Genomic DNA, 20,117 nt, shown 5'->3' with positions numbered 1-20,117 from the left:
CAATATATGCAGGTTGCAACCCGCCCCAAGCGAGAGGATGCCCGCGTCATGCGATCGCGCGCGGCGATGCAACAGGCTCTGCTGGCACTGCTGGCCGAAGCCCCGCTCGCAGGGATTACCGGCGCGATGGTGAGCGAGGCGGCAGGCGTGGGCTACTCCACTTTTTTCCGCCACTATGCCGACGTGCGAGCGCTGCTTGTGGATGCCGTGGGCGGACTTGCCGAGAAGCTGGCGCAGGCGATGCTGCCCGCACTGCTTCACGGCGATCGGCGCTCCGCCGCTCTCACGCTGATCGAGGAGATCGACCGGCGCCGAAGCGAAATTGCCGCGCTTCTGTCAGGCGCAGGAGAGGCGATGCGCGTGGAATTGGCGCGTGAAATTGCGGGACGGCTCGCCACGCTGCCACGCCTGTCTCCCGACTGGCTCCCCCAGCGCCTCGCCTTGCGCGTTGCCATCGCCGCGATGGTGGAACTGTGCGAATGGTGGCTGCTGGAAGAGCCGGAAACGCCCTTGCCGGTCGTCGCTGAAATCCTTGAAGGCCTAGTGATCGCGCCTGTTCTGGCATAGCGGCACTGCGACAAGGTGCACTGTGGAAGATGCCTATCGTCAGAAGGGCGATTTCATCCCGGATAGGGATTGGATTGGAGCAAGCCGGCAAGATGGGCGGCGTTGCCCGCGACCATCCGGGCGGTCTTCGTCACCATCTCGGGCGTTTCGTCCAGATCCTTGAAATCCGTTGATCCCATGGCCTCGCCTACCCAATAGCAGGCCGCGACAGCCGGGATTGTCCAGCCGACATCGTTCAGGGCCTGAAACAGCTGGGCCGAGGAAAAGTGCGCCCCATCCTCATTGCCGACGATCGCGGCGACCGCAACCTTGCCATAGCTCGGCATCCGGCCCTGATCGTCCGTTTCCGAAAGGAAGGCATCCATCCTTTCCAACAGGCGCTTCGCCACGCTGCCAATCTGTCCCATCCAGATGGGACCTCCGAAGATCAATATGTCGTGGGCGAGGATTTTCTCGCGCAGCGCGGGCCACTCGTCGCCCTCGCCCTCGTCGGATGTGACGCCAAGCTTGATGTCGAGCGCCGCGACGCGAACGGTTTCGCTCAGCGTCACCTGCTTCTCGTCAAAGGCCTTTTCAAGAACGGCGATCATCGCATCGGTCGAACTCTCCTCGCTGGCATCGACCTTGAGGGTGCAGTTGAGGGCCAGGGCTTTGAGGGGCATCGATCATCTCCTTCGGCATTTCGGCGAACGCGGGAATGGGTTCACTCATTTGATCCAGGGAGAACTCTTCGCCGCCCAATGGGTTCTTGGGGATGAAGGAGATTGTGCGATGACCAAGACCGTCAAGATGATCCATGAGGACGCGCTGCCCGGCCATGAGAGCAGGCTGAGCCCCAAGCCGGAATGGCAGCCGCGCTACAAGGGAGCGGATCGGCTCGCGGGGAAGGTCGCCATCATCACGGGCGCCGACAGCGGCATCGGGCGCGCGGTCGCGGCGCTCTATGCCCGCGAGGGCGCCGATGTCGCGATCGTCTATCTGCTGGAGGATGACGATGCGGCCGAGACCAAGCGGATCGTCGAGGCGGAAGGCCGCAAGGCCATCGCCATCCGCGGCGACGTGGGCGAGCGCGCCTTCGCAGATGAGGTCGTCGCGCAGACGCTCAAGGCGTTCGGCAAGATCGACATAATCGTCAATAATGCGGGCGAGCAGCATCCTGACAAGGATATCGTCGATATTAGCGAGGACCAGCTGCGCCGGACGTTCCAGACCAATATCTTCGGCATGTTCTTCCTGGTGCAAGCCGCGCGTCCTCACCTCCAGGCCGGCGCAGCCATCGTCAACTGCACCAGCGTGACCATGTATCAGGGCAGCGCGGAATTGCTGGACTATAGCGCCACCAAGGGCGCGATCACGGCGTTCACCAGGTCGCTATCGGAAAATCTGGTGGGGGAGGGCATTCGCGTAAACGCCGTTGCACCTGGGCCGATCTGGACGCCGCTCGACCCATGCGGCGGCGCCAGCCCCGAAAAGCTGGAAGATTTCGGGGAGAACACGCCCATGGGACGCCCTGGCCAGCCGAACGAAGTCGCCCCTTCGTTCCTTTTCCTTGCCTGTGACGATGCAAGCTACATGTCGGGACAGGTGCTGCATCCTAATGGAGGAACGGTCGTTAACGGGTAAAAGCGTCCTCAGCCGATCAAAGCCGGACGTTTGACCGACCCTTGCACAGACATGCTATCTTGATGATTCTTGACGGATTCAGGGCGGTCCGATAGGACTGGATTCTACATCATCATCGACAGCTGCACCGAACCGCCCGTTGGCGCCAAGGGAGATTGAGATGTTTGACCAGGTGGGGCTTGTCCGTAGAGCGCCCTATGCGCTGGCCTTGCTGCGCATTGTCTCCGGCTTGATATTTGTCGAACATGGAACCCAGAAATTCCTCGGCTTCCCGAGCGGTGAAAGAGCATGGTCGGGACTGGCGCTCCATGATCCAGTCGCCTTCGCCGGGATTTTCGAGCTTGTTGCCGGTTTGCTCATCGCCCTTGGCCTGTTCACCCGGCCCGCTGCGTTCGTCGCGTCCGGCGTCATGGCTGTCGCCTACTGGCTCGTGCATGCGCCGCAGAACTTCTTTCCTGTCAATAACGGCGGTGACGCGGCGATTCTCTATTGTTTCGTCTTTCTCTATCTGGTGTTCGCCGGCCCGGGCGCCTGGAGCATGGATGGCGTGAAGATAAGGTCGAAAGCATCCTCTTGAGCGATGTGATCTGGCGCGCGCCAGGTTGAATCGGGCGGCGGTTGCGCGCTCTCAGTGTTTGTTGCCGCGTCGTTTTAAGCGGAAAACCCGAGTTCGGAGTCATGCGCCTCCGGCTCCCCCACTTTTCTGCACCATGCTCTAGCAAGGGCGCCGCTAGGCGCCGGTTGCATCAGCGCTTGTGAACTCGCGCCAGAGCAAGATGAGCGCCGCCATCGTAGCTGGACCAATGAAAAGTCCCAACAAGCCAAAACGTTCAACACCGCCCAATATGCCAATGAGAACCCAGAGAAACGGAACCTTGGTGGCGCCGCCGATCAACGCGGGCCGGACGAAGTGATCCGCAATGGCGATGACGAGCAGGCCGGTGGCGACAATCACGGCCGCCGCGAGCAAGGCTCCGTTGGCCACCAGCAAAAGGGCCGCGATGCCAATGGCGATGATCGCTCCGAAAGGGATCATTGCCGCGATGGCGGTAAGAACGCCCAGCAGCACGGCGTGTGGCACCCCAGCGATCGCATATGCGACCGCCATGACCGCACCTTCGCCCAGGCCCACGAGAACCAGACCGTCAATCGTCCCCCGGACAGAGCGCACGATCTGCTCGGCCAATCGTTCCCCACGGGGGCCCAGGCTGCGGTCGATTGCTGTCCCGATCTGACCCGCGACGGAGCGATGCTCGCGTAACAGGAAGAACAGGGCGATCATCGTAAAGGCAAAGATCACGGTCCGATGCATGATGCTCGCACCCAGCATTTTCGAATGGGCGATCACTGTCGCCGCGTCGAGCCGCCGAAATTCCTGCTGGGCCAGTTCCGGCGTCGCAAGATGCGTCCGCCACCAATCCGATACGAACTCTCTGCCGACCGGCAAATGCAACACCCAGGAAGGCGCTGCGACGCCCGTCCGCTGGGCAGCGCCGAACCATTGCGCAACGTCGCGCGCCTCATTGGCAGCTTCCGCGACAACCAGCGAGAGCGGCACCAGAATGATGAGCGCGACGCCCGCCGTGAACAGCAGCGGCAAAACAATCCGAGCCTGGTTTTCCTCCGACCGTTTTTCGAAGCGCTCATAGAGCGGCAGAACAGCGATCGCGACGACGCCGGCCCAGATGAGCGCCGGCAGCACGCTGGCGCTGAGCCACAAGCCCAGAAGGAGCAACGCGCCGGCCGTAAGCAGCAACGACATTTTACGGATACGCATCACCTCGTTCATTCGCTCTCCTGCGATCGCAAGCCCGCCGATCGAGGCCACCGCCTCGATTCCATGGATGAAGATATCGAACAATGAGAAAACTGGCACCTGTCCGATCGACGATTGCGTAAACCATGGAGGGCAGGGCGGCGGGAGGCAGGATGCGATCCATGGACTCATCTCCCAGTCGGGTTGCGTGGAGGGACATGATGCAACCTTTTCTCCCAACCCCTCGACCAGACCTCATAAAGTTTTGCATGAGGGAGCGAGTGCATGAGGGATGTGACGTACAGGCGCGTATTCCCGAGTGACGAAGTGGAGTTTGTGCGATGAGCGACCTCGATCGACTGCTGGACCAGCTGCGCGGCCTGCCGACCGATCCGCGCCTGATGGACATGGAAGCGGCGGTGATGGCGGGTGTCGCGAAGCGCGGGGAACGCGCCGTCGCCTGGCGCAGCCTGGCGCTGGCGGGGATTGTGGCGATCGGCACGGGCTGGATCGGCGGCATAGGGCCGGGCAGCCGTCCGGTGCAGGCGGTGTCGCGGCCTGCGGTGATCGGCATGTCCGACTATGCGCCCTCGCGCCTGCTGGAGCAGTAAGCCATGAAAGGCAGAGGCCGTTATGGACTGGTTGCGCTGGTCGCCTTTGCGGCGGCGCTGGCGGCGGTGCTGGTGGCGCGGACATGGATCGCGCCCGAGCCGCGGGTCGAAAGCGAAGTCCATTCCCTGATCCACAAGAGGCTGAAGCTGGATGCCGCGCAGGAGCAGGCCATTCGTGTGCTGGAGGCGGATTTCGCCCGGCGCCGTGCCGCGCTGGAAGCGGAAATGCGCGCAGACAATGCTCGCCTGGCGCAGGCCATTGCCGCCGAACATGGCTATGGTCCCAAGGTCGGGGAGGCAGTCGATCGTTCCCACTCTGTCATGGGGATGCTGCAGAAGGAGACGCTGAAACATATTTTCGCGATGCGCGCCGTGCTGCGGCCCGATCAGGCGGCGCAGTTCGACGTCGTCGTGGTCAAGGTTCTGACACAGCCCGCCTCGTGAGTCCCGCGCTCACCGAGCGGAGCGATTCCGAACTGGCCGCGCTGGCGCTCGCCGGCCAGCAGGGTGCCTATGGCGAACTGATGCGGCGGCATCGCGACGCGGTGTTTCGGCTGGCGCGCAGCCATGCGGGCGACGCGACCGAGGCGCTGGACATCACGCAGGAGACGTTCGTCGCCGCCTTTTCGGCGCTGGCCCGTTATGACGGGGCGCGGCCATTCCGGCTGTGGATTTCCCGGATCGCGATCAACAAATGTCATGACTGGGCGCGGCGGCGCGCGGTGCGGCGCTTCTTCACCTTTGCGCGGCCGATGGAAGCAGCGGGGTCCGTAGCCGACTTTGCGCCGACGCCGGAGGAGGCGGCCCAGTCCCGGGCGGAACTCCAGCGGATCCATGCCGCCATCGTGGCCTTGCCCGGCAATCTGAAGGATGTGCTGGTGCTGCGCGCGATCGAAGGGGCGAGTCAGGTTGAAGCCGCGCAGATATTGGGCATCAGCGAAAAGGCGGTCGAAACCCGCCTTTATCGTGCCCGCAATAAATTGGCTGAACAGTTGAGGGATGACGGATCGGGCCGCGTATAGAAGGGAACTGCCCTTCCAGCAAAGACGTGTATCCTCATGATTTTCCCCCTTCCCGAAGTTGATCGCCGCGGCCTGATCCGGGGGCTGAGCGGCCTTGGCGGCGCGCTTGCTTTCGGTCGCGCCTTTCCGACATGGGCGCAGAGCGGCACGGCGGGCCTCTCCCCCGTGCTGAGCGGCGAGCATATCGCGCTCACGGTGGGGGAGAGCCATTTTGCGACCGGCGGGCGGTCCGCCCATGCGGTGACGGTCAACGGCACTTTGCCCGCGCCGCTCATCCGGTTGAAGGAGGGGCAGCATGTGCGGCTGTCCGTCACCAACCGGCTCCGGGAAGATACCTCCATCCACTGGCACGGGCTGATCGTCCCCTTCCAGATGGACGGCGTGCCGGGGATCAGCTTCCCCGGCATCCGGCCGGGAGAAACCTTCACCTATGAATTTCCGATCCGCCAGTCGGGGACCTATTGGTATCACAGCCATTCGGGTATGCAGGAGGCTGTCGGTCATTACGGGCCCATCGTCATCGACCCCGCGGGCGCCGATCCGGTGCGAAGCGAACGAGAGCATGTGGTCGTGCTGTCGGATTGGAGTCCGATCCATCCGCATCTGCTGCTCAAGCGCCTGAAGCAGATGGGCGGCTATTTCAACATGCAGCAACAGACGCTGGCCGGACAGTTGGCGGGCAAGGACCAGAGTGGGAAAGAGCGCCTGAAATGGGGCGCGATGCGGATGGATCCGACCGATATTTCGGATGTCACGGGGGCAACTTACAGCTTCCTTGCCAACGGTCATGGCACGGCGGAAAACTGGACGGGCCTGTTCACGCCCGGCGAGCGGGTGCGGCTGCGCATCGTCAACGCGTCGGCCATGACCAATTTCAATGTGCGCCTGCCGGGCCTGCCCATGACGGTGGTGCAATGCGATGGTCAGCATGTGCAGCCGGTGGAAACGGACGAGTTCCAGATCGGCATCGCGGAAACCTACGACATCGTGGTCCAGCCGACTGAGGCCAGGCCCTACGGGCTGATCGCCGAAGCGATCGATCGCTCCGGCCTTGTCCGCGCGACGTTGGCGCCGCGCATGGGCATGGTGGCGCAGGTGCCGGCGCTGCGGGAGCGGCCCTTGCTGGGCATGAAGGACATGGGCATGGACATGTCCGGAATGGACATGGGGCAGGGTGGCATCACTGACCCCAGCCCGCCCGCCCATGGGAGCATGGCGGGGCATTCGATGAAGATGCGCGATCCTTCGGTCGCGCCGCAGGTGAGGATGGGACCGGGCGTGGCGACCCTTTCGCCCATGCCGGTGGATCGTACCGCCGACCGGCCGACGGGGCTGGAGACCGTCGATCACAGGGTGTTGACCTATGCCGATCTCAGGTCGCTGGAGCCCAATGGCGATACCCGCGCGCCCACGCGCACGCTGGACATTCATCTGACCGCGAACATGGAGCGCTATATGTGGTCCTTCGATGGGGTGAAGCTGTCCGATGGCGCCGAGCCAATCCCCTTCCGCCATATGGAACGGGTGCGGATGAACCTCATCAACGACACGATGATGCCCCATCCCATTCACCTGCACGGTCATTTCTTCGAACTGGTGACAGGCGCGGGCGCGCATAATCCGCGCAAACATACGGTGAATGTGTTGCCGGGCGGAAAGGTCAGTTTCGATCTGACCGCCGATGCGCCGGGCGACTGGGCCTTTCATTGTCACATGCTGATGCACATGCATGCGGGTATGATGCGTGTCGTGACGGCGCGGCATGAAGGGGAGCCGGCGTGAAGATGATCGCTTCCGCCGCCGCGCTGGTGCTGGCCTCTGCTGCGCTTCCTGCCCGGGCCCAGGAAATGGATCACAGCCAGATGGACCACAGCCAGATGGGTCATGGCCAGATGGACCATGGTGCCATGAAGGGCATGGATCACTCCGCCCATCAGCCGCCTGCCGAGGAGAGCGTCGACAATCCCCCCGCTGAAAATCCCCATGCCGGTCATGGCCAGCCCGCCGCCGATGACGGCATCCCCAGGGGCATCGCGCCCCCGGCGCCGACCGACCATGCCGCCGAAGCCTTTTACGACCCCGCCGTAATGGCCCGCGCCCGCGCTGCCATGGTCGAGGAGAATGGCGGCATGACCTTCTCGCAACTCATGCTCGACCGGCTGGAATATCGGATGGGCAAGGGCGCGGACGGCTATCATTGGGAATGGGAAGGCTGGATCGGCGGCGATATCAATCGCTTCGCCTTCAAGACCGAGGGCGAGGGCGAAATCGGCGGTCCGCTCGCACGTGCCGAAGTGCAGGCCCTCTACAGTCGCGCCATCGACCCCTGGTTCAATCTGGAAGCCGGCGTGCGCCACGACATCCGCCCCGATCCGCAGCGGACTTATGCGGTGGTGGGGATCGAGGGGTTGGCGCCCTATTGGTTCGAGGTCGGCGCGCAGGCGTTTCTGTCCAGCAAGGGCGATGCGCATCTGCGGCTGGAGGGCAGCTATGACCAGCGCATCACCCAGCGCCTGATCCTTCAACCGGCGGCGGAGGTGAATATCGCTGCGCAGGACGTGCCCGAAATAGGAAGTGGGTCGGGCTTGTCGGATGTCGAACTGGGTCTGCGGCTGCGTTATGAACTGGTTCGCGAATTTGCGCCCTATGTCGGCGTGAATTGGGAACGCAAGCTGGGCGATACGGCCCGCTTTGCCCGCGCGAAGGGCGAAGCTGCGTCGGCCACGAGCTTCGTCATGGGCGTGCGCTTCTGGTTCTAGAGCAAGCTGCGCTCAATCAGACGCGGGCCGCTGGCTCACCTCCTTTGTTGTCGCATCGTTTTTTACGAAAAACCCGTGCTCGGAGTCCTGGGCCTCCGGCTCACCCACTTTTTCGCACGATGCTCTACGGCATCGAAAATCACCTGGGCCAGCTCAGCTTGAAATGGCGGAACGGGTGAACGGCGGGCTTGTTCATGCCCGCCGTTGCCGCCGCGTCGTTTAGAAACGATAGCTCAGGTCGACGCCATAGCTTCTCGGTTCGCCGAAGCTGGCGAGCTGCACATTCCCGATCGCAAAGATGTTCGGCTCATAGGCCTTGTTGGTGAGATTACGTCCCCAGACCATGGCGCTGAGGCCTGTCAGCCCTCCCACGTCCCTGAGGCCGATACGGCCGCCAAGCAACCCATAGGATTGACCGATGACGTTGGGATTGGACGCGAGGCCGAAATAACGCGCTCTCCAGGAATAATTCACATCTGCCTGGAAAGTGCCGACCACGGTCGGCTCCGACTTGTAGCTCGCGCTGACTGCATAGCTCTGTTTGGGCGCATTGGGGAAACGATACAGGGACGTGACATCGGTTCCGGTCAGGCTTTTCACAAAGTCATATTTCGGCTTGATATAGCCGTAGGAGCCATTGACGGTCAGGCCCTTGGCGACGAGGACAGTCACTTCCGCCTCGACACCCTTGATCGACGCCTTGGCGGCGTTCACAACATCGATGATGATCGGGTTAAACGGACTGAAGACGTTGGTCTGGATGTCCTTGTATTTCTCCTCGAATATGTCGGCGTTCACGCGAATGCGGCGATCGAAGAATTCGGATTTGAAGCCGGCTTCATAGTTGATGAGCGTCTCCGGCGCAAAACCGGCGGCGAAGTTCGCCGAGGAGCTGGCCGTCGGATTGAACCCGCCGGTGCGATAGCCCCGCGAGACGGTGGCATAGACGTTAGCGTTGTCCGTGACGTCGAACTGCACCGTGCCCATCGGGCTGAAGTCGTGGAAGCTGCGCTGCCCGCTGCCGGTGGTGAGCGGCACGACCGGACCAACCGGCGGTCGGCGGTTGGCGGCCACCGAGGCGCGACGGTCGTCATGCGAATAGCGCGCGCCCACGGTGAGGTGGAGGCGATCACCGATAATATCCGGCGTCCACGTGGCCTGGCCGTAAACGGCATAGGCCTTGTTGCGCCAGTCCGAGGCGCGGGCCGTGAGACCGGCGGCCGTATTGTTCAGATCCAGCGCATCGCCGGATTCGGTAAAATAGAAGGCGCCGCCGACATATTTCAGGCGCTTGTCGAACAGATCGCCGATCAGTTGGACTTCTTCGCTGAACTGATGTTGATGGGTGATATTGCGGTTGTTGAACGGCAGGCCCGGCGCAACAATGCCCGGATTATAGACTTGGTTGGTGTCGTCCTTCAGCCGCCGGTAGCCGGTGATCGACTTGATCGTGAGATTATCCGCCACATCGTAGCTCAAGGTCAGATTGTGACCGCTCACGCGGCTGTCGCCGGGACGCAGCGGAACATTGCCGGTGCTGCCCGTCCGCGGCGTGGAGATTTTTGCCGGGTAAGCCGGCACCACGCCCAGATAGGGACCGGTATCCCTGATCCACGACGAATCATAAGTATAGCGCGCGCTGAACGCGCTGCTTGGCTGCCACAGCAGGGCGCCGCGCACGCCGTTGCGGTTGCGCTCGCCATAGTCGCGTCCCGCGCCGAGATTTTTGACGAAGCCGTCCTTGGTGGTGTGCAGGAAGGTGAACTCTGCGGCCACCGTGTCGCCCAGCGGCACATTCAGCCGGGTGCGCGTCATGAACTCATTGCGATTGCCGAAGGTGAAGCTCTGCTCGCCGTGCCAGGCGCCCAGTTCCGGCGACTTGGTGATGAAGCTGACCGCGCCGCCCGTGGCATTGCGCCCGTACAAGGTGCCCTGCGGACCGCGCAGAACCTCGATACGTTCGATGTCGGCGAGTTCGTTGGAGATGCCCTGCGCGCGCGCCACATAGACACCGTCCACATAGACGGCGACCGCGCTGTCGCGCGTCTGCGTATTCCCGTAAAGGCCCACGCCACGAATGAAGATGCTCTGCGACAGCGCCGAATTCGGGCTGGGCGTCGTGGTGAAGTTGGGCACCTGCGTGGTGAGGTCGACGATCGAGGCAATGCGTTTCGCGGCCAGTGCTTCGCTGTCGAAGGCCGCGATGGAAATCGGCGTCTTCTGAAGGGATTCCGCCCTCTTCTGGGCCGTCACGATGATATCCGCCAAGCCCTGGGCGGAAGCGGGCGCCGACGCATCATCCTGCGTCGGCTGCGCCTGAGCGAAAGCCGGCGATACAAAAAAGGACGACGCCAACAATGTTACGCAGAAATTCCGAATCATCATTTCATTGCACTCCCCTTCATAACCGCTCTTGGTCTTAGGATTACTCTTCCACTATTTTATTTATACTGATCGTGACTTCACCAAGATGCCAGCCGCCTATGCGCGCAGCAGCCCGGGGTCTCGCCGGGATAATTCCGCGCTGGCGCTGGCGTGCAAAGGTCTCGGCCTCCACGATGTCCCAGCGCTTGTCGAACTTGCCGCGGAATTTGGCGATCCATTCGGCAGGCGCGTGAAGCGGAGCATGGGTGACGCCAGCGCGAGCCCCAATGCCGCACCCGTCCCCAATGTGTTCCGGCCTTGCATGGATGTCCGTCTGCCTGCCAAAATTTATGCGCCTTTTGCCGGCCGGTTCGCGACCGGCCGATGAAATGATTGCGGAATGCCCTGTCCGTGCGGAACAAGGCGCTACATCAATGGCTTTTTGGAAGAATATATTTCCGACATCTTTTCCTGCTCGCGGCCCCCGTCAAGCTCAGTCACGGCAGGCCCGGCGAGGGCAAAGTGCGTGACCGAGAGGGTTCCGGGATACGAGACGACATCATCGGCCAAGCAGATTGGCCCATGTCGTCAGGCGGTGCAGGTAAATGAAGATGCCATACCTCTCCCCAATCTGTCGTTTTCAATTTTTTATTATAAGGGTAATATAGGTATCACAATATCGCCCGGAGAACAACAGGGATAGTGGGGGTCGGCGAACAAGAATCGGCAGGGGAAGGCGATGCGCGGCCAAAAACGTGTCGCCTTCAGCCTATCGGTCCGGTTTGACGGCGAATGTCGCACCGTCCCATCCGTACAGCCTGAGCAGTTTGGCCAATGAACGGGCAATTCGGGGGCGTCAGTCCTTCATGCCCGGAATTCTCAGGACGCTCGACCGACCGTCCACGCTGACCGGCGCGTCCCCCGCGATCGTCATCCGCCGAACGATGCGCTGCTGCTGGCCATAATCGTTCACGCCATAATGCATCGTCGCGCGATTGTCCCACATGGCAACATCCCCCACGCTCCAGTTCCAGCGGATGGTATTTTCGGGGCGGGTCGCATGCCGCATGAACAGATTGTAGAGCATTTGCGAGTCCGGCGCTTCGAAGTCGACGAAGTGCGAAAAGAAGGTGCCCAGCACCAGCGATCGTTCACCCGATTCGGGATGCACGCGCACAAGGGGGTGCTCCGCCTCCAGCACGCCGCTGGGCGGCACCGAATCGATGATCTGCTGCGAAGCGATGTCCCGGCGTTCCGATGCATAACTGTATGAATTGGTGTGAACCACCCGAAGGCCTTCGGCGAACCGCTGCAACTGTTCGGGCAGGCTGGCATAGGCCGCGGCCATGTTCGCCCACATGGTGTCGCCCCCGGCCGGCGGAATCAGTTCGCCGTACAGCACGGAAGCTGCCGGATAGGCGTCCAGATAGGTCATGTCCGTGTGCCAGGTGTTGGCGCGCGACCCGCTCTTGGAATCCATTTTGATCGCATAGCCAACAGGGCTTGTCTTGGCGAAGGGGTGATCCTGAAGCGCCCCGAAACGCTGGGTGAATGCCTGGTGCAGGGGCACGTCGGCCATTTGATTCTGTCCCCGAAAGAACACAACCTTATATTGGACGAGCGCCGCGCGGATCGTCGCAATCGTCTCGGCCGGCAGATCGCCGGACAGCGTCACGCCGGAGATCAGGGCGCCTGTCTGGCCGCCGATCGGTCGTATGTCCAAATCATCCGGCCGTCCCTGCGGTTCGGTTTTCGCGCTCGTTGCCATAGATTTATCCTCTCCTTGAATGAGGAAACGATACCGTATTGTTTCGATCTAGGCAAGGCAAAGGAGAAAGCGATATTCGCGAATTCAGCCGATTTTTCATGTGGACTTTCGGCTTCCATTCGGCAACGATATTGTATCGTATCTGCCGTAAGGTAAAAGCGCACGGAGCCACTGGCGCCAGGCAGTCGGAGGGGATTTGATGTTCAGTTCCAATCAGGTCGGCTCAATGGAGGCGGCCGAAAGCCCCGGCACGCCGGCAGCGTCCGCATCGGCCTATTATGCGCTGTTCCTGTTGGCGGCGGCAAATCTGCTCTGTGCGGGCGATCGCATGATCATGTCGGTGCTGATCGAGCCGATCAAGCTGGACCTGCACCTCACCGACACTCAGATGGGCATCGTCTCGGGCCTCGCCTTCGCCATATTCAACGCCGTTGCGCTTCTGCCGATCGGGATGCTGGCGGATCGATTCAGTCGCCGCAAGCTGATCGCCATCTGCCTGGCCTTGTGGAGCGGCATGACGGCGCTGGGCAGTCAGGCGCACAGCTTCATGCAACTTCTGCTGATCCGCATCGGCGTGGGCGTGGGGGAGGCTGGCAGCGGCCCGATCGGCATTTCGATCATCGCCGACAATTTCCCTCCTCAACGCCGCGCCCGGGCCATTTCGATCTTTTTCGTCTCCTCCCCGCTCGGCGTGCTGATCGCCTATTCCATGGGCGGCTGGCTTGCGGAGCATTATAGCTGGCGCATGGCGATGTTCGCGGCTGGCGTGCCGGGCCTGTTCCTCGCGCCACTGCTCTGGCTGACGATGGCGGATCCCCAGCGTGGATCGGCGGGCGCGAAGCCCGACAAGCCGATGCCGTTTCGCGAAGCGGTGACGATTGTGTGGCAGCGGCGATCCGTGGCCCACACGATGATCGGCATCGGGCTGCTGAATTTCGTCGTCGCGGGGGTATCGACCTGGGGTCCATCCTTTCTACTTCGATCGCATCACATCAATCTGGGCACCATCGGACCGCTGCTGGCGGCCACCTCCGTCGCCGGAATGCTGGGCGCCTTTCTGGGCGGACAGCTGACCGATCGTCTCGCGGCCAGCGACAAACGCTGGCTGTGCTGGATACCCGCGACCGCCGTCCTCCTCGCCATGATCCCGCTGACCGGATTCCTGCTCGCCCCCAGCCTGCTTGGCGCCATGAGTTTCAATGTGGTCTATGGCCTGCTTGTCGCCATCTATATGGGTCCCAGCTACAGCCTTATCCAGACCGTCGTCGCGCCCAGCATGCGGGCGACCGCCAACTCCATGACCTATCTTCTGAGCGGCGCGATCGGTTTCGGCCTTGGGCCGCTGGCCGTGGGCATGCTGAGCGACGCGTTGAGCCCTTTGGGCACGGCGTCACTGCGGTACGGCATTCTCGCGATCGCCATCGTGCTTGCGTGGAGCGCGTTTCATCTCCAGCGCGCCGCGCGCACGCTCCAGGCCGATCTTGCCGCGCAAGACTCCTTGAACTGAGGCCTTTGCAGGCGGTAGCCGGCGCATATACACTCCGCGGATGCGGACAGCGCCGTTATTCGATGGACATGGGGAGGACCTTGTCCGCGACCGGAGGGTTTATGGCTGTCGCTTCCGCGAGCGCGAGGAAATGAGGCGGTTTCATGACCCAGGATAAGGCTTTGATCATTGTCTGCCCACATTGCGATGCCGCCAATCGCGTCCCACCGGATAAGTTGCGGGCAGGCGGCACATGCGGGCGGTGCAAGCAGCCACTCTTCGCAGGCGAACCGGTGTCGCTGAACGCCGCCAATTTCGATGCGCATGCCAGTCGCAGCGATGTGCCGTTACTTGTGGATTTTTGGGCATCCTGGTGTGGACCGTGCCGCCAGATGGCACCTGCTTTTGCGGGGGCGGCGCACGAGCTTGAACCCTTCATGCGCTTGGGCAAGCTCGATACGGAAGCGGAGCAGGGCATTGCCGGGCGCTACGGCATACGCTCGATCCCCACCATGATCCTGTTCTCGAACGGGCGCGCAGTCGCCCGGCAATCGGGCGCAATGCCGCAACAGGCCATAGTCGCATGGGCAAGGGCGCAATTGTAGCGGAAGAGCGACAGGAGGCTTTCTAAAGCCCATATCGCGCCATCCGCAGCCCGCCCACGTCCATGCCAGCGACGGCTCGGCCGCTGGCGATCAATGCGCCGATGTTCGGGCCATGCGCGCCATGCGAACCAGCATCTCGTCCAGGGCGGACAGGAATCTGGATCTATCCGCCTTGCTGAAAGGGGCGGGGCCGCCGACATTTTCGCCACCGGCCCGCAGATCGGCCATGATGGCCCGGATCGCGACGGCGTTGCCGATCGATGCGCTGGTGAACGGCTTGCCGGTTGGGGCGAGCACGAAGCCGCCCATCTTGAGGCAACGGTCCGCCAGAAGAATATCGGCCGTTATCACGATGGTCGTGGCCGTGACCCGCTCGGCAATCCAGTCATCCGCAGCGTCGAACCCGTCGCCAACGACAATGCGGGTAATCCGAGGATGGTCGGGGACGCGCAGGCGGCTGTTGGTGACGACCACGACTGGCACGTCATGGCGAAAGGCGACCTTATAGGCTTCTTCCTTTACCGGACATGCGTCCGCATCCACCATGATTTGAATCATAGGGCAATATCCGGGCGGCATCGCATCCCATTCATTCCCCCCGTTCGGATCGGGCCAGCCGCCGTCCGGTGACCAGCGTCTGAATGACGAACAGCAGGATCAGGATGAAGGCGACTGTCCCCACGAACAGATCGAAGCCTGACAGGAGGCCAAAATATCCTGGACCGGACCCGAGGGCCATCATCATCAGCGTCAGCCCGATCAGCATCAGCCGCAATTCGGTGGGGCCGGCCGCGAGATAGGACAGCTTGAACTCTCCCAACACGCGAGCGGACAGATAGGCGTGGATCGACAACAACAGATAGCCAGCCAGCGCTGCCATCGCGACGTCCATGGTGACAAAGGGGCTAAGACCGATGCCGGCAAGGATCAGCAGCGTTGCAAGGCCATCGCAGCTATGGTCGATGAAATAGCCATAGGAAGGGCGTTCGATCCGGCGGAATCGCGCAATGCTACCATCCATCGAATCCCCAAACCACTGAACGACATAACCGGCGATGGCGAGCAACAGCCAGGATGAGCTCAGATTGCTTCCCACATAGCCCAGGAAGATCATGAACGCGCCGATCATACCCAGAGCAGTCAAACGATCAGGCGTGACCCACGCGGGCATGCGAGCGCAGAGCCAGTTCAGCAATCTCCGCTCTTTCGCGGCAAGCCAATTTTCCTGGATGCGGGAGAGGGAGGTCACATTTTGTAATGGAATTGTCATAGGCCCTTATGCGGCCATAAATTTCGGCGGGCAACGTGCGAATTGCATCAATCGATCGACCCAGGCCCATGCCAGCCTGACGGGCTTCCCATTCTGGTTCATGCATGGCTGCCCCTGTCACCGCGCGGACCGTGGCTGCGAAGATGATGTTCGAGCGCCGCCAATCAATTTCGCAGGCTATCGGGTACGATTCCGCCATTTTCAGCGAGCTTCGCCATTACCGCCTTGTGAAGGGCTATATTCTGTTCGGCGCTGCCGTCCGCGCCTGCATGCACACCCAGTTCGTCGGCCAATTCCTTGCGGGCGGCGAGGCTGGAATCCAGATCGAGAAGCTTCAGCAAATCCACGATGGAGGTTTGATAATTGCCGCCGCCGTCTTTGGCATCGGCCATGGCGGAAAGTACCGCTCCTACATCGATTTGCGGTTGCGCAGCGGTGGGCGCGGGTGCGGGCGAGGCCGTCGGAGCAGGTGCGGAGGCGGGAGGGGCAACGGGCGTGGCGGTCGGGGATGTTCCACTGGCCTGGCTTTCGACGCCGCCGCCTCTGTGGAAAACCTTGTCCATGATCTTTCCAAAAATGCCCATGAGTCCGGCTCCTCCACGTTTCGTTCCTGATCCAAACGAGGCATGAGCAAAAAAGCTCCGGGGGAACGAGCGACCATGCTGGGGGTTGAAGGACGATCGCCTTTGCGACCGGGAGAGGATCCATGAAAGTGAAAAGCAGCATATTGGCACTGGCATTGACGGGTCTGGTACTCGGCGGCTGCAACAAGAAAAGCGAGACGCCGGCCAACGATGTCGCCGTCGGTCCGGTCAACAGCGTGAACACCCTCGATCCTGCATCCGTCGCGGAAAGTCCGGGTCAGTCGTTCGCCAATGCGGCAGCGGCGAGCGACACGTTCGAGGTCGAAAGCTCGAAACTTGCCGTTATCAACAGCCAGTCGGTTTCGGTGAAGCGGTTCGCCGAAACGATGATCAAGGCCCATACGGACTCGACGGCCAAGCTGACCCAGGCGGCAAGCAGCGCAGCCTCCCCGATCGTTCCCCAGCCTATGTTGACGACCGAACAGCGGCAAACGCTCGATATGCTGAAAGGCAAGAAGGGCGCCGACTTCGATGCCGCTTATGTTCAGGCGCAGATCAAGGGGCATCGCGAGACTCTCGAAAAGCTCAAGGCCTATTCAGCGACCGGCGACGTTCCTACGCTCAAGGACTTCGCCACCAAGCTCGTTCCGATCGTTGTCGGACATCTCAACATGGCGGAAAGCCTCAAGTCCTGAGCACGCGCGCGCGCCCCTCGGAAAGTCGTCGCGTCGGTTGAAAAGTCAAAGGAGAGCGTCTTGCGATCCGCCCGCTGGCCCCGTCAATTGATCATCGTCCGGCATGGGCAAAGTGCCGGCAATGTCGCGCGGGACGCCGCCGACGAGGCACTGGCGGATCGCATCGCCCTGACCGAACGGGACGCGGATGTGCCGCTCAGCCATCTGGGGCGCGAGCAGGCAAGGGCGCTGGGACACTGGTTTGCCAGAGAGCAGCCGGATCAGCGCCCTGAAATTTTGCTTTCATCCCCCTATCGACGGGCCTGCCAATCCGCGCAGATCTTCCGGGACGCCGGCGGCTGCGAGGCCGATGAGAAAATCTGCTTCGACGAGCGGTTGAGGGAAAAGGAATTCGGCATACTCGACGGCCTGACCGTCAGCGGTATCCATAATCTGGAGCCGCAACAGGCCGAATTCCGCCGATTGCTGGGCAAATTCTATCACCGGCCACCGGGTGGCGAGAGTTGGTGCGATGTTATCCTGCGCCTCCGATCGGTGATGGACACCATCTCGCTGCATTATGCCGAGCGGCGCGTCATCATTTTCACCCATCAGGTGGTCGTGCTGTGCCTGCGCTATATCATCGAGGGGCTGAACGAGGCCGAAATCCTGGCGATAGATCGCGCCGGAGACGTCGCGAATTGCGCCATCACCGACTATCGCCTCGATCCAGGCAAGGGCCATGACGGGGGCCTGGTCCTCCAACGCTATAATGTCACCGCGCCGCTGGAACGGGAGGACAAGCCCGTCACCAAGGAGCCCGATGCCATCGCAGGGGCGCGCGGATGAGGTGCGAAAGAATCGACGCGGACTGGTTGCGCGCGCATCCGCTGCCGGCGGTCCAAAGCGGCGCGGACAAAAATGCGCGCGGCCGTGTGTTGGTTGCGGGCGGCGCCGAGTTCGTGCCGGGCGCTCTCCGGCTGACCGGCGAGGCCGCGCTGCGCGCCGGGGCTGGCAAATTGCAAATGGCAACGGTGCGTTCGGCTGCGATGTCCCTGGGCGTGCTGGTCCCCGAAGCGGCAATGATCGCGCTCCCTGCGCAGGAAGATGGCGAGATCGCGGCGGAGGCCGCGCAGATTCTTGCCCCACGCATATCGGCCTGCGACGCGTTGATCGTTGGGCCGGGGATGAGCGTCAGCAAGGAAACGGACGAACTGGTCGCGGGTCTTCTCTCGGCCGCCGACCCGCCTTCGGCCATCATCCTGGATGCGGCGGCGCTCACCTCCGTTCGGGATTTGGCCCCGCTGGTGCGCGCGCATGAACGGGATATGATCCTGACGCCCCATCATGGCGAGATGGCGATCCTCTCGGGGCGGAGCGAGCAGGCCGTCGCGGCTGACCCACAAGCGGCGGCCGCAGACATGGCGCGGCATTTTGGCGCGGTCGTGCTGCTGAAGGGCAAACGCAGCTTCATTGCCGGACCGGACGGGATGTTGCTGAGTCATGAAGTGGATTGCGTCGGGCTTGCGACCGGCGGATCGGGCGATGTCCTGGCAGGTCTGGTCGGCGGTCTCAGCGCGCGCGGGGCAGAACCGATCGAAGCGGCTGCCTGGGCCATCTGGATACATGGTCAGGCTGGCCAGCGGCTTGCAAAGCAAGTCGGCCCGGTCGGCTTTCTTGCGCGGGAATTGCTGCCGCTTATTCCTGCGCTTCTCCATGAAGCATCGCGGCAATAAAGGATGAACGCGTCGCTCCAGGGCCTTAGCGAAGGGCGAAACCTGCGGACCGGCAGCGTGCCGTGGGATGAAACCGACCGGTCTGCCCGGATCGCCGATCCATTTCCCCGGCGTTCGGTCGATATCGCCATATTGGGCTGCGGGATCATGGGCAGCATCATTGCCGAGCGGCTGAGCGCGCGGACGGGCAACATCGCCATGTTCGACCGTCGTCCGCCCGGATGCGGCAGCACGGCCGCGTCCACCGCGGAAATCATGTGGGCGATGGACGTGCCCATGCTCCATCTGGCACGGCGGTTGGGAGAAGCGGAGGCAGCGCGCCGCTGGCGGCGCGTCTTCCACGCCGTGTGCGCCTTGGCCGATCATATCGACGCCCTCGGCATCGATGGCGGCAAGGTGGAACGGCCCACCCTCTATCTGGCAGGCAATGTGCTCGATGAGCGCGGCCTGGCGGAGGAGGCCGACATGCATCGCCGCCATGGGCTGCCGTCCCGCTTTTTCAATGCTGCCGATGTTTCGGCGCGTTTCGGGATCAGAGGTCGCGCCGCCCTTGTTTCGGACCGCGGGTTCGAGGTCGATCCGGTTCATCTCTCGCACGCACTGCTCGATCGCGCTGCGAGCCGGGGCGCAACCATCAGCTTTCCGGTCGATATCGTGGCGCTCCATCCGGACGAGGACGGAGTCAGGCTGGAGGCGCAAGACGGACAAACCCTGGTCGCGCGCGAAGTGATCCTGGCTACGGGTTATGAGCGCCCGCTTCTGTTTCTCCCGCCAGCGTTCAGCCTGATGTCGACCTTCGCCATGGCGACGCCCCCCGGCACGGCGCCGATCTGGAAGGAGAATGCGATGATCTGGGAAGCGTCCGATCCCTATCTCTATGTAAGGACCAATGGCGAGGGCAGGATCATCGCGGGCGGAGAGGATGTCGCGGAGGTCCGTGAAGACGCCCGTGACGCGATGATCGCAGCCAAGGCGGGCACGATCGCCGCCAAGCTCGAAGCGATGCTGGGCGCTGGCCCCCTCTCCATCGATCGCAAATGGGCCGCGACCTTCGGTGTGTCCCCCGATGGATTGCCCGCTATCGGGCGTTCCTCGCTCATGCCTCATGTCTGGCTGGCGGCAGGCTATGGCGGCAACGGCATCGCTTTTGCGGCGCTGGCCGCCGAGTTGCTCGAAGGCGCGCTATTCGATGCGCCGGACCCGGATGCGATCTGTTTCGATCCCTACAGGTTCGATTGAGCGGCGTGTTTGCCGGCTGCTATTTGGACAGGAGGCCGCGTGTCAGATTGTCG

The 20,117-nt window shown here is 62.5% G+C and carries 21 protein-coding genes; 14 read left to right on the top strand and 7 right to left on the bottom strand.

Going from position 1 to position 20,117, the window contains the following annotated elements; genetic code table 11:
• Window positions 1-6: 6 nt before the first annotated feature.
• On the top strand, window positions 7-567 hold the full coding sequence (locus F7P65_RS20715) for a hypothetical protein (RefSeq protein ID WP_150295265.1): 561 nt from the start codon (window positions 7-9) through the stop codon (window positions 565-567).
• 53 nt (window positions 568-620) lie between these two features.
• On the opposite strand, the gene F7P65_RS20710 is transcribed toward F7P65_RS20715, so the two are convergent.
• Window positions 621-1,229: a flavodoxin family protein gene (locus F7P65_RS20710; RefSeq protein ID WP_150295264.1), complete on the bottom strand. Its 609-nt coding sequence runs from the start codon at window positions 1,227-1,229 to the stop codon at window positions 621-623.
• A gap of 109 nt (window positions 1,230-1,338) precedes the next feature.
• Between F7P65_RS20710 and F7P65_RS20705 the strand changes: the two genes are divergently transcribed.
• Both F7P65_RS20705 and F7P65_RS20700 read left to right on the top strand, forming a co-directional pair.
• Window positions 1,339-2,190, top strand: coding sequence for an SDR family oxidoreductase (locus F7P65_RS20705; protein WP_150295262.1), 852 nt, complete (start codon window positions 1,339-1,341; stop codon window positions 2,188-2,190).
• A 160-nt stretch (window positions 2,191-2,350) separates the two neighbouring features.
• Window positions 2,351-2,767 (top strand): DoxX family protein, encoded by a 417-nt coding sequence (locus tag F7P65_RS20700; RefSeq protein WP_150295259.1) that lies wholly within the window; start codon window positions 2,351-2,353, stop codon window positions 2,765-2,767.
• A 153-nt stretch (window positions 2,768-2,920) separates the two neighbouring features.
• Here the strand turns inward: F7P65_RS20700 and F7P65_RS20695 are convergent, their stop codons facing one another.
• The gene (locus tag F7P65_RS20695; protein WP_150295257.1) at window positions 2,921-3,979 is read right to left on the bottom strand and encodes an AI-2E family transporter; all 1,059 of its coding nucleotides are present in this window, start codon (window positions 3,977-3,979) and stop codon (window positions 2,921-2,923) included.
• A gap of 308 nt (window positions 3,980-4,287) precedes the next feature.
• Here F7P65_RS20695 and F7P65_RS20690 point away from each other — a divergent pair, with 308 nt between their 5' ends.
• The 5 genes from F7P65_RS20690 to F7P65_RS20670 are packed head-to-tail and all read left to right on the top strand — an operon-like array spanning window position 4,288 to window position 8,338.
• Window positions 4,288-4,557 (top strand): hypothetical protein, encoded by a 270-nt coding sequence (locus F7P65_RS20690; RefSeq protein WP_150295255.1) that lies wholly within the window; start codon window positions 4,288-4,290, stop codon window positions 4,555-4,557.
• 3 nt (window positions 4,558-4,560) lie between these two features.
• On the top strand, window positions 4,561-5,001 hold the full coding sequence (locus tag F7P65_RS20685; protein ID WP_150295253.1) for a periplasmic heavy metal sensor: 441 nt from the start codon (window positions 4,561-4,563) through the stop codon (window positions 4,999-5,001).
• On the top strand, window positions 4,998-5,579 hold the full coding sequence (locus F7P65_RS20680) for an RNA polymerase sigma factor (RefSeq protein ID WP_240334421.1): 582 nt from the start codon (window positions 4,998-5,000) through the stop codon (window positions 5,577-5,579). Before F7P65_RS20685 ends, F7P65_RS20680 begins: the two co-directional genes overlap by 4 nt.
• Window positions 5,580-5,615: 36 nt before the next feature.
• Complete coding sequence (locus F7P65_RS20675; RefSeq protein ID WP_150295251.1) at window positions 5,616-7,361, top strand: copper resistance system multicopper oxidase; 1,746 nt, start codon at window positions 5,616-5,618, stop codon at window positions 7,359-7,361.
• On the top strand, window positions 7,358-8,338 hold the full coding sequence (locus tag F7P65_RS20670) for a copper resistance protein B (protein ID WP_150295249.1): 981 nt from the start codon (window positions 7,358-7,360) through the stop codon (window positions 8,336-8,338). Before F7P65_RS20675 ends, F7P65_RS20670 begins: the two co-directional genes overlap by 4 nt.
• A gap of 219 nt (window positions 8,339-8,557) precedes the next feature.
• Here the strand turns inward: F7P65_RS20670 and F7P65_RS20665 are convergent, their stop codons facing one another.
• Both F7P65_RS20665 and F7P65_RS20660 read right to left on the bottom strand, forming a co-directional pair.
• Complete coding sequence (locus F7P65_RS20665; RefSeq protein WP_150295247.1) at window positions 8,558-10,723, bottom strand: TonB-dependent receptor; 2,166 nt, start codon at window positions 10,721-10,723, stop codon at window positions 8,558-8,560.
• A gap of 835 nt (window positions 10,724-11,558) precedes the next feature.
• A complete protein-coding gene (locus F7P65_RS20660) occupies window positions 11,559-12,470 on the bottom strand; it encodes a TauD/TfdA dioxygenase family protein (protein ID WP_150295246.1) in 912 nt (303 codons plus the stop codon).
• A gap of 199 nt (window positions 12,471-12,669) precedes the next feature.
• On the opposite strand from F7P65_RS20660, the gene F7P65_RS20655 reads away from it, so the two are divergent.
• Entirely contained in the window at window positions 12,670-13,977 is a 1,308-nt protein-coding gene (locus F7P65_RS20655) for a spinster family MFS transporter (RefSeq protein WP_150295244.1), read from the top strand.
• 143 nt (window positions 13,978-14,120) lie between these two features.
• Window positions 14,121-14,561, top strand: a complete 441-nt coding sequence (trxC, locus tag F7P65_RS20650; protein ID WP_150295242.1) for a thioredoxin TrxC — start codon at window positions 14,121-14,123, stop codon at window positions 14,559-14,561.
• A 90-nt stretch (window positions 14,562-14,651) separates the two neighbouring features.
• Here trxC and F7P65_RS20645 read toward each other — a convergent pair whose 3' ends face one another.
• From F7P65_RS20645 to F7P65_RS20635, 3 genes are all read right to left on the bottom strand, one after another.
• Window positions 14,652-15,119, bottom strand: coding sequence for a YaiI/YqxD family protein (locus tag F7P65_RS20645; RefSeq protein WP_162854735.1), 468 nt, complete (start codon window positions 15,117-15,119; stop codon window positions 14,652-14,654).
• Between the two features lie 31 nt (window positions 15,120-15,150).
• Window positions 15,151-15,831, bottom strand: a complete 681-nt coding sequence (locus tag F7P65_RS20640; protein ID WP_150295240.1) for a CDP-alcohol phosphatidyltransferase family protein — start codon at window positions 15,829-15,831, stop codon at window positions 15,151-15,153.
• Window positions 15,832-15,995: 164 nt separating this feature from the next.
• Window positions 15,996-16,415, bottom strand: a complete 420-nt coding sequence (locus tag F7P65_RS20635; RefSeq protein ID WP_150295238.1) for a DUF3597 domain-containing protein — start codon at window positions 16,413-16,415, stop codon at window positions 15,996-15,998.
• Between the two features lie 122 nt (window positions 16,416-16,537).
• On the opposite strand from F7P65_RS20635, the gene F7P65_RS20630 reads away from it, so the two are divergent.
• Genes F7P65_RS20630 through F7P65_RS20615 form a run of 4 tightly spaced genes read left to right on the top strand, consistent with a single transcriptional unit; the run spans window position 16,538 to window position 20,064 of the window.
• Window positions 16,538-17,110 carry a DUF4142 domain-containing protein gene (locus F7P65_RS20630; RefSeq protein WP_150295236.1) on the top strand — a complete coding sequence of 191 codons (573 nt, stop codon included), beginning with the start codon at window positions 16,538-16,540 and terminating at the stop codon, window positions 17,108-17,110.
• Window positions 17,111-17,170: 60 nt separating this feature from the next.
• Complete coding sequence (locus tag F7P65_RS20625; protein WP_150295234.1) at window positions 17,171-17,938, top strand: histidine phosphatase family protein; 768 nt, start codon at window positions 17,171-17,173, stop codon at window positions 17,936-17,938.
• Entirely contained in the window at window positions 17,935-18,825 is an 891-nt protein-coding gene (locus tag F7P65_RS20620; RefSeq protein WP_150295232.1) for an NAD(P)H-hydrate dehydratase, read from the top strand. The genes F7P65_RS20625 and F7P65_RS20620 overlap by 4 nt, the downstream gene beginning before the upstream one ends.
• A gap of 3 nt (window positions 18,826-18,828) precedes the next feature.
• Window positions 18,829-20,064, top strand: a complete 1,236-nt coding sequence (locus tag F7P65_RS20615; protein ID WP_150295230.1) for an NAD(P)/FAD-dependent oxidoreductase — start codon at window positions 18,829-18,831, stop codon at window positions 20,062-20,064.
• The last annotated feature ends 53 nt before the right edge of the window (window positions 20,065-20,117 follow it).

Source organism: Sphingobium estronivorans, from assembly GCF_008692605.1.
Lineage (GTDB): Bacteria > Pseudomonadota > Alphaproteobacteria > Sphingomonadales > Sphingomonadaceae > Sphingobium > Sphingobium estronivorans.
This window is presented reverse-complemented; position numbering and strand designations above follow the sequence as displayed.

Coding starts and splice junctions, on each gene's coding strand:
- F7P65_RS20715 (WP_150295265.1), top strand. CDS start 7: ATGCAGGTTGCAACCCGCCCCAAGCGAGAGGATGCCCGCGTCATGCGA.
- F7P65_RS20710 (WP_150295264.1), bottom strand. CDS start 1,229: ATGCCCCTCAAAGCCCTGGCCCTCAACTGCACCCTCAAGGTCGATGCC.
- F7P65_RS20705 (WP_150295262.1), top strand. CDS start 1,339: ATGACCAAGACCGTCAAGATGATCCATGAGGACGCGCTGCCCGGCCAT.
- F7P65_RS20700 (WP_150295259.1), top strand. CDS start 2,351: ATGTTTGACCAGGTGGGGCTTGTCCGTAGAGCGCCCTATGCGCTGGCC.
- F7P65_RS20695 (WP_150295257.1), bottom strand. CDS start 3,979: ATGAACGAGGTGATGCGTATCCGTAAAATGTCGTTGCTGCTTACGGCC.
- F7P65_RS20690 (WP_150295255.1), top strand. CDS start 4,288: ATGAGCGACCTCGATCGACTGCTGGACCAGCTGCGCGGCCTGCCGACC.
- F7P65_RS20685 (WP_150295253.1), top strand. CDS start 4,561: ATGAAAGGCAGAGGCCGTTATGGACTGGTTGCGCTGGTCGCCTTTGCG.
- F7P65_RS20675 (WP_150295251.1), top strand. CDS start 5,616: ATGATTTTCCCCCTTCCCGAAGTTGATCGCCGCGGCCTGATCCGGGGG.
- F7P65_RS20665 (WP_150295247.1), bottom strand. CDS start 10,723: ATGATGATTCGGAATTTCTGCGTAACATTGTTGGCGTCGTCCTTTTTT.
- F7P65_RS20660 (WP_150295246.1), bottom strand. CDS start 12,470: ATGGCAACGAGCGCGAAAACCGAACCGCAGGGACGGCCGGATGATTTG.
- F7P65_RS20655 (WP_150295244.1), top strand. CDS start 12,670: ATGTTCAGTTCCAATCAGGTCGGCTCAATGGAGGCGGCCGAAAGCCCC.
- trxC (WP_150295242.1), top strand. CDS start 14,121: ATGACCCAGGATAAGGCTTTGATCATTGTCTGCCCACATTGCGATGCC.
- F7P65_RS20645 (WP_162854735.1), bottom strand. CDS start 15,119: ATGATTCAAATCATGGTGGATGCGGACGCATGTCCGGTAAAGGAAGAA.
- F7P65_RS20640 (WP_150295240.1), bottom strand. CDS start 15,831: ATGACAATTCCATTACAAAATGTGACCTCCCTCTCCCGCATCCAGGAA.
- F7P65_RS20635 (WP_150295238.1), bottom strand. CDS start 16,415: ATGGGCATTTTTGGAAAGATCATGGACAAGGTTTTCCACAGAGGCGGC.
- F7P65_RS20630 (WP_150295236.1), top strand. CDS start 16,538: ATGAAAGTGAAAAGCAGCATATTGGCACTGGCATTGACGGGTCTGGTA.
- F7P65_RS20620 (WP_150295232.1), top strand. CDS start 17,935: ATGAGGTGCGAAAGAATCGACGCGGACTGGTTGCGCGCGCATCCGCTG.
- F7P65_RS20615 (WP_150295230.1), top strand. CDS start 18,829: ATGAACGCGTCGCTCCAGGGCCTTAGCGAAGGGCGAAACCTGCGGACC.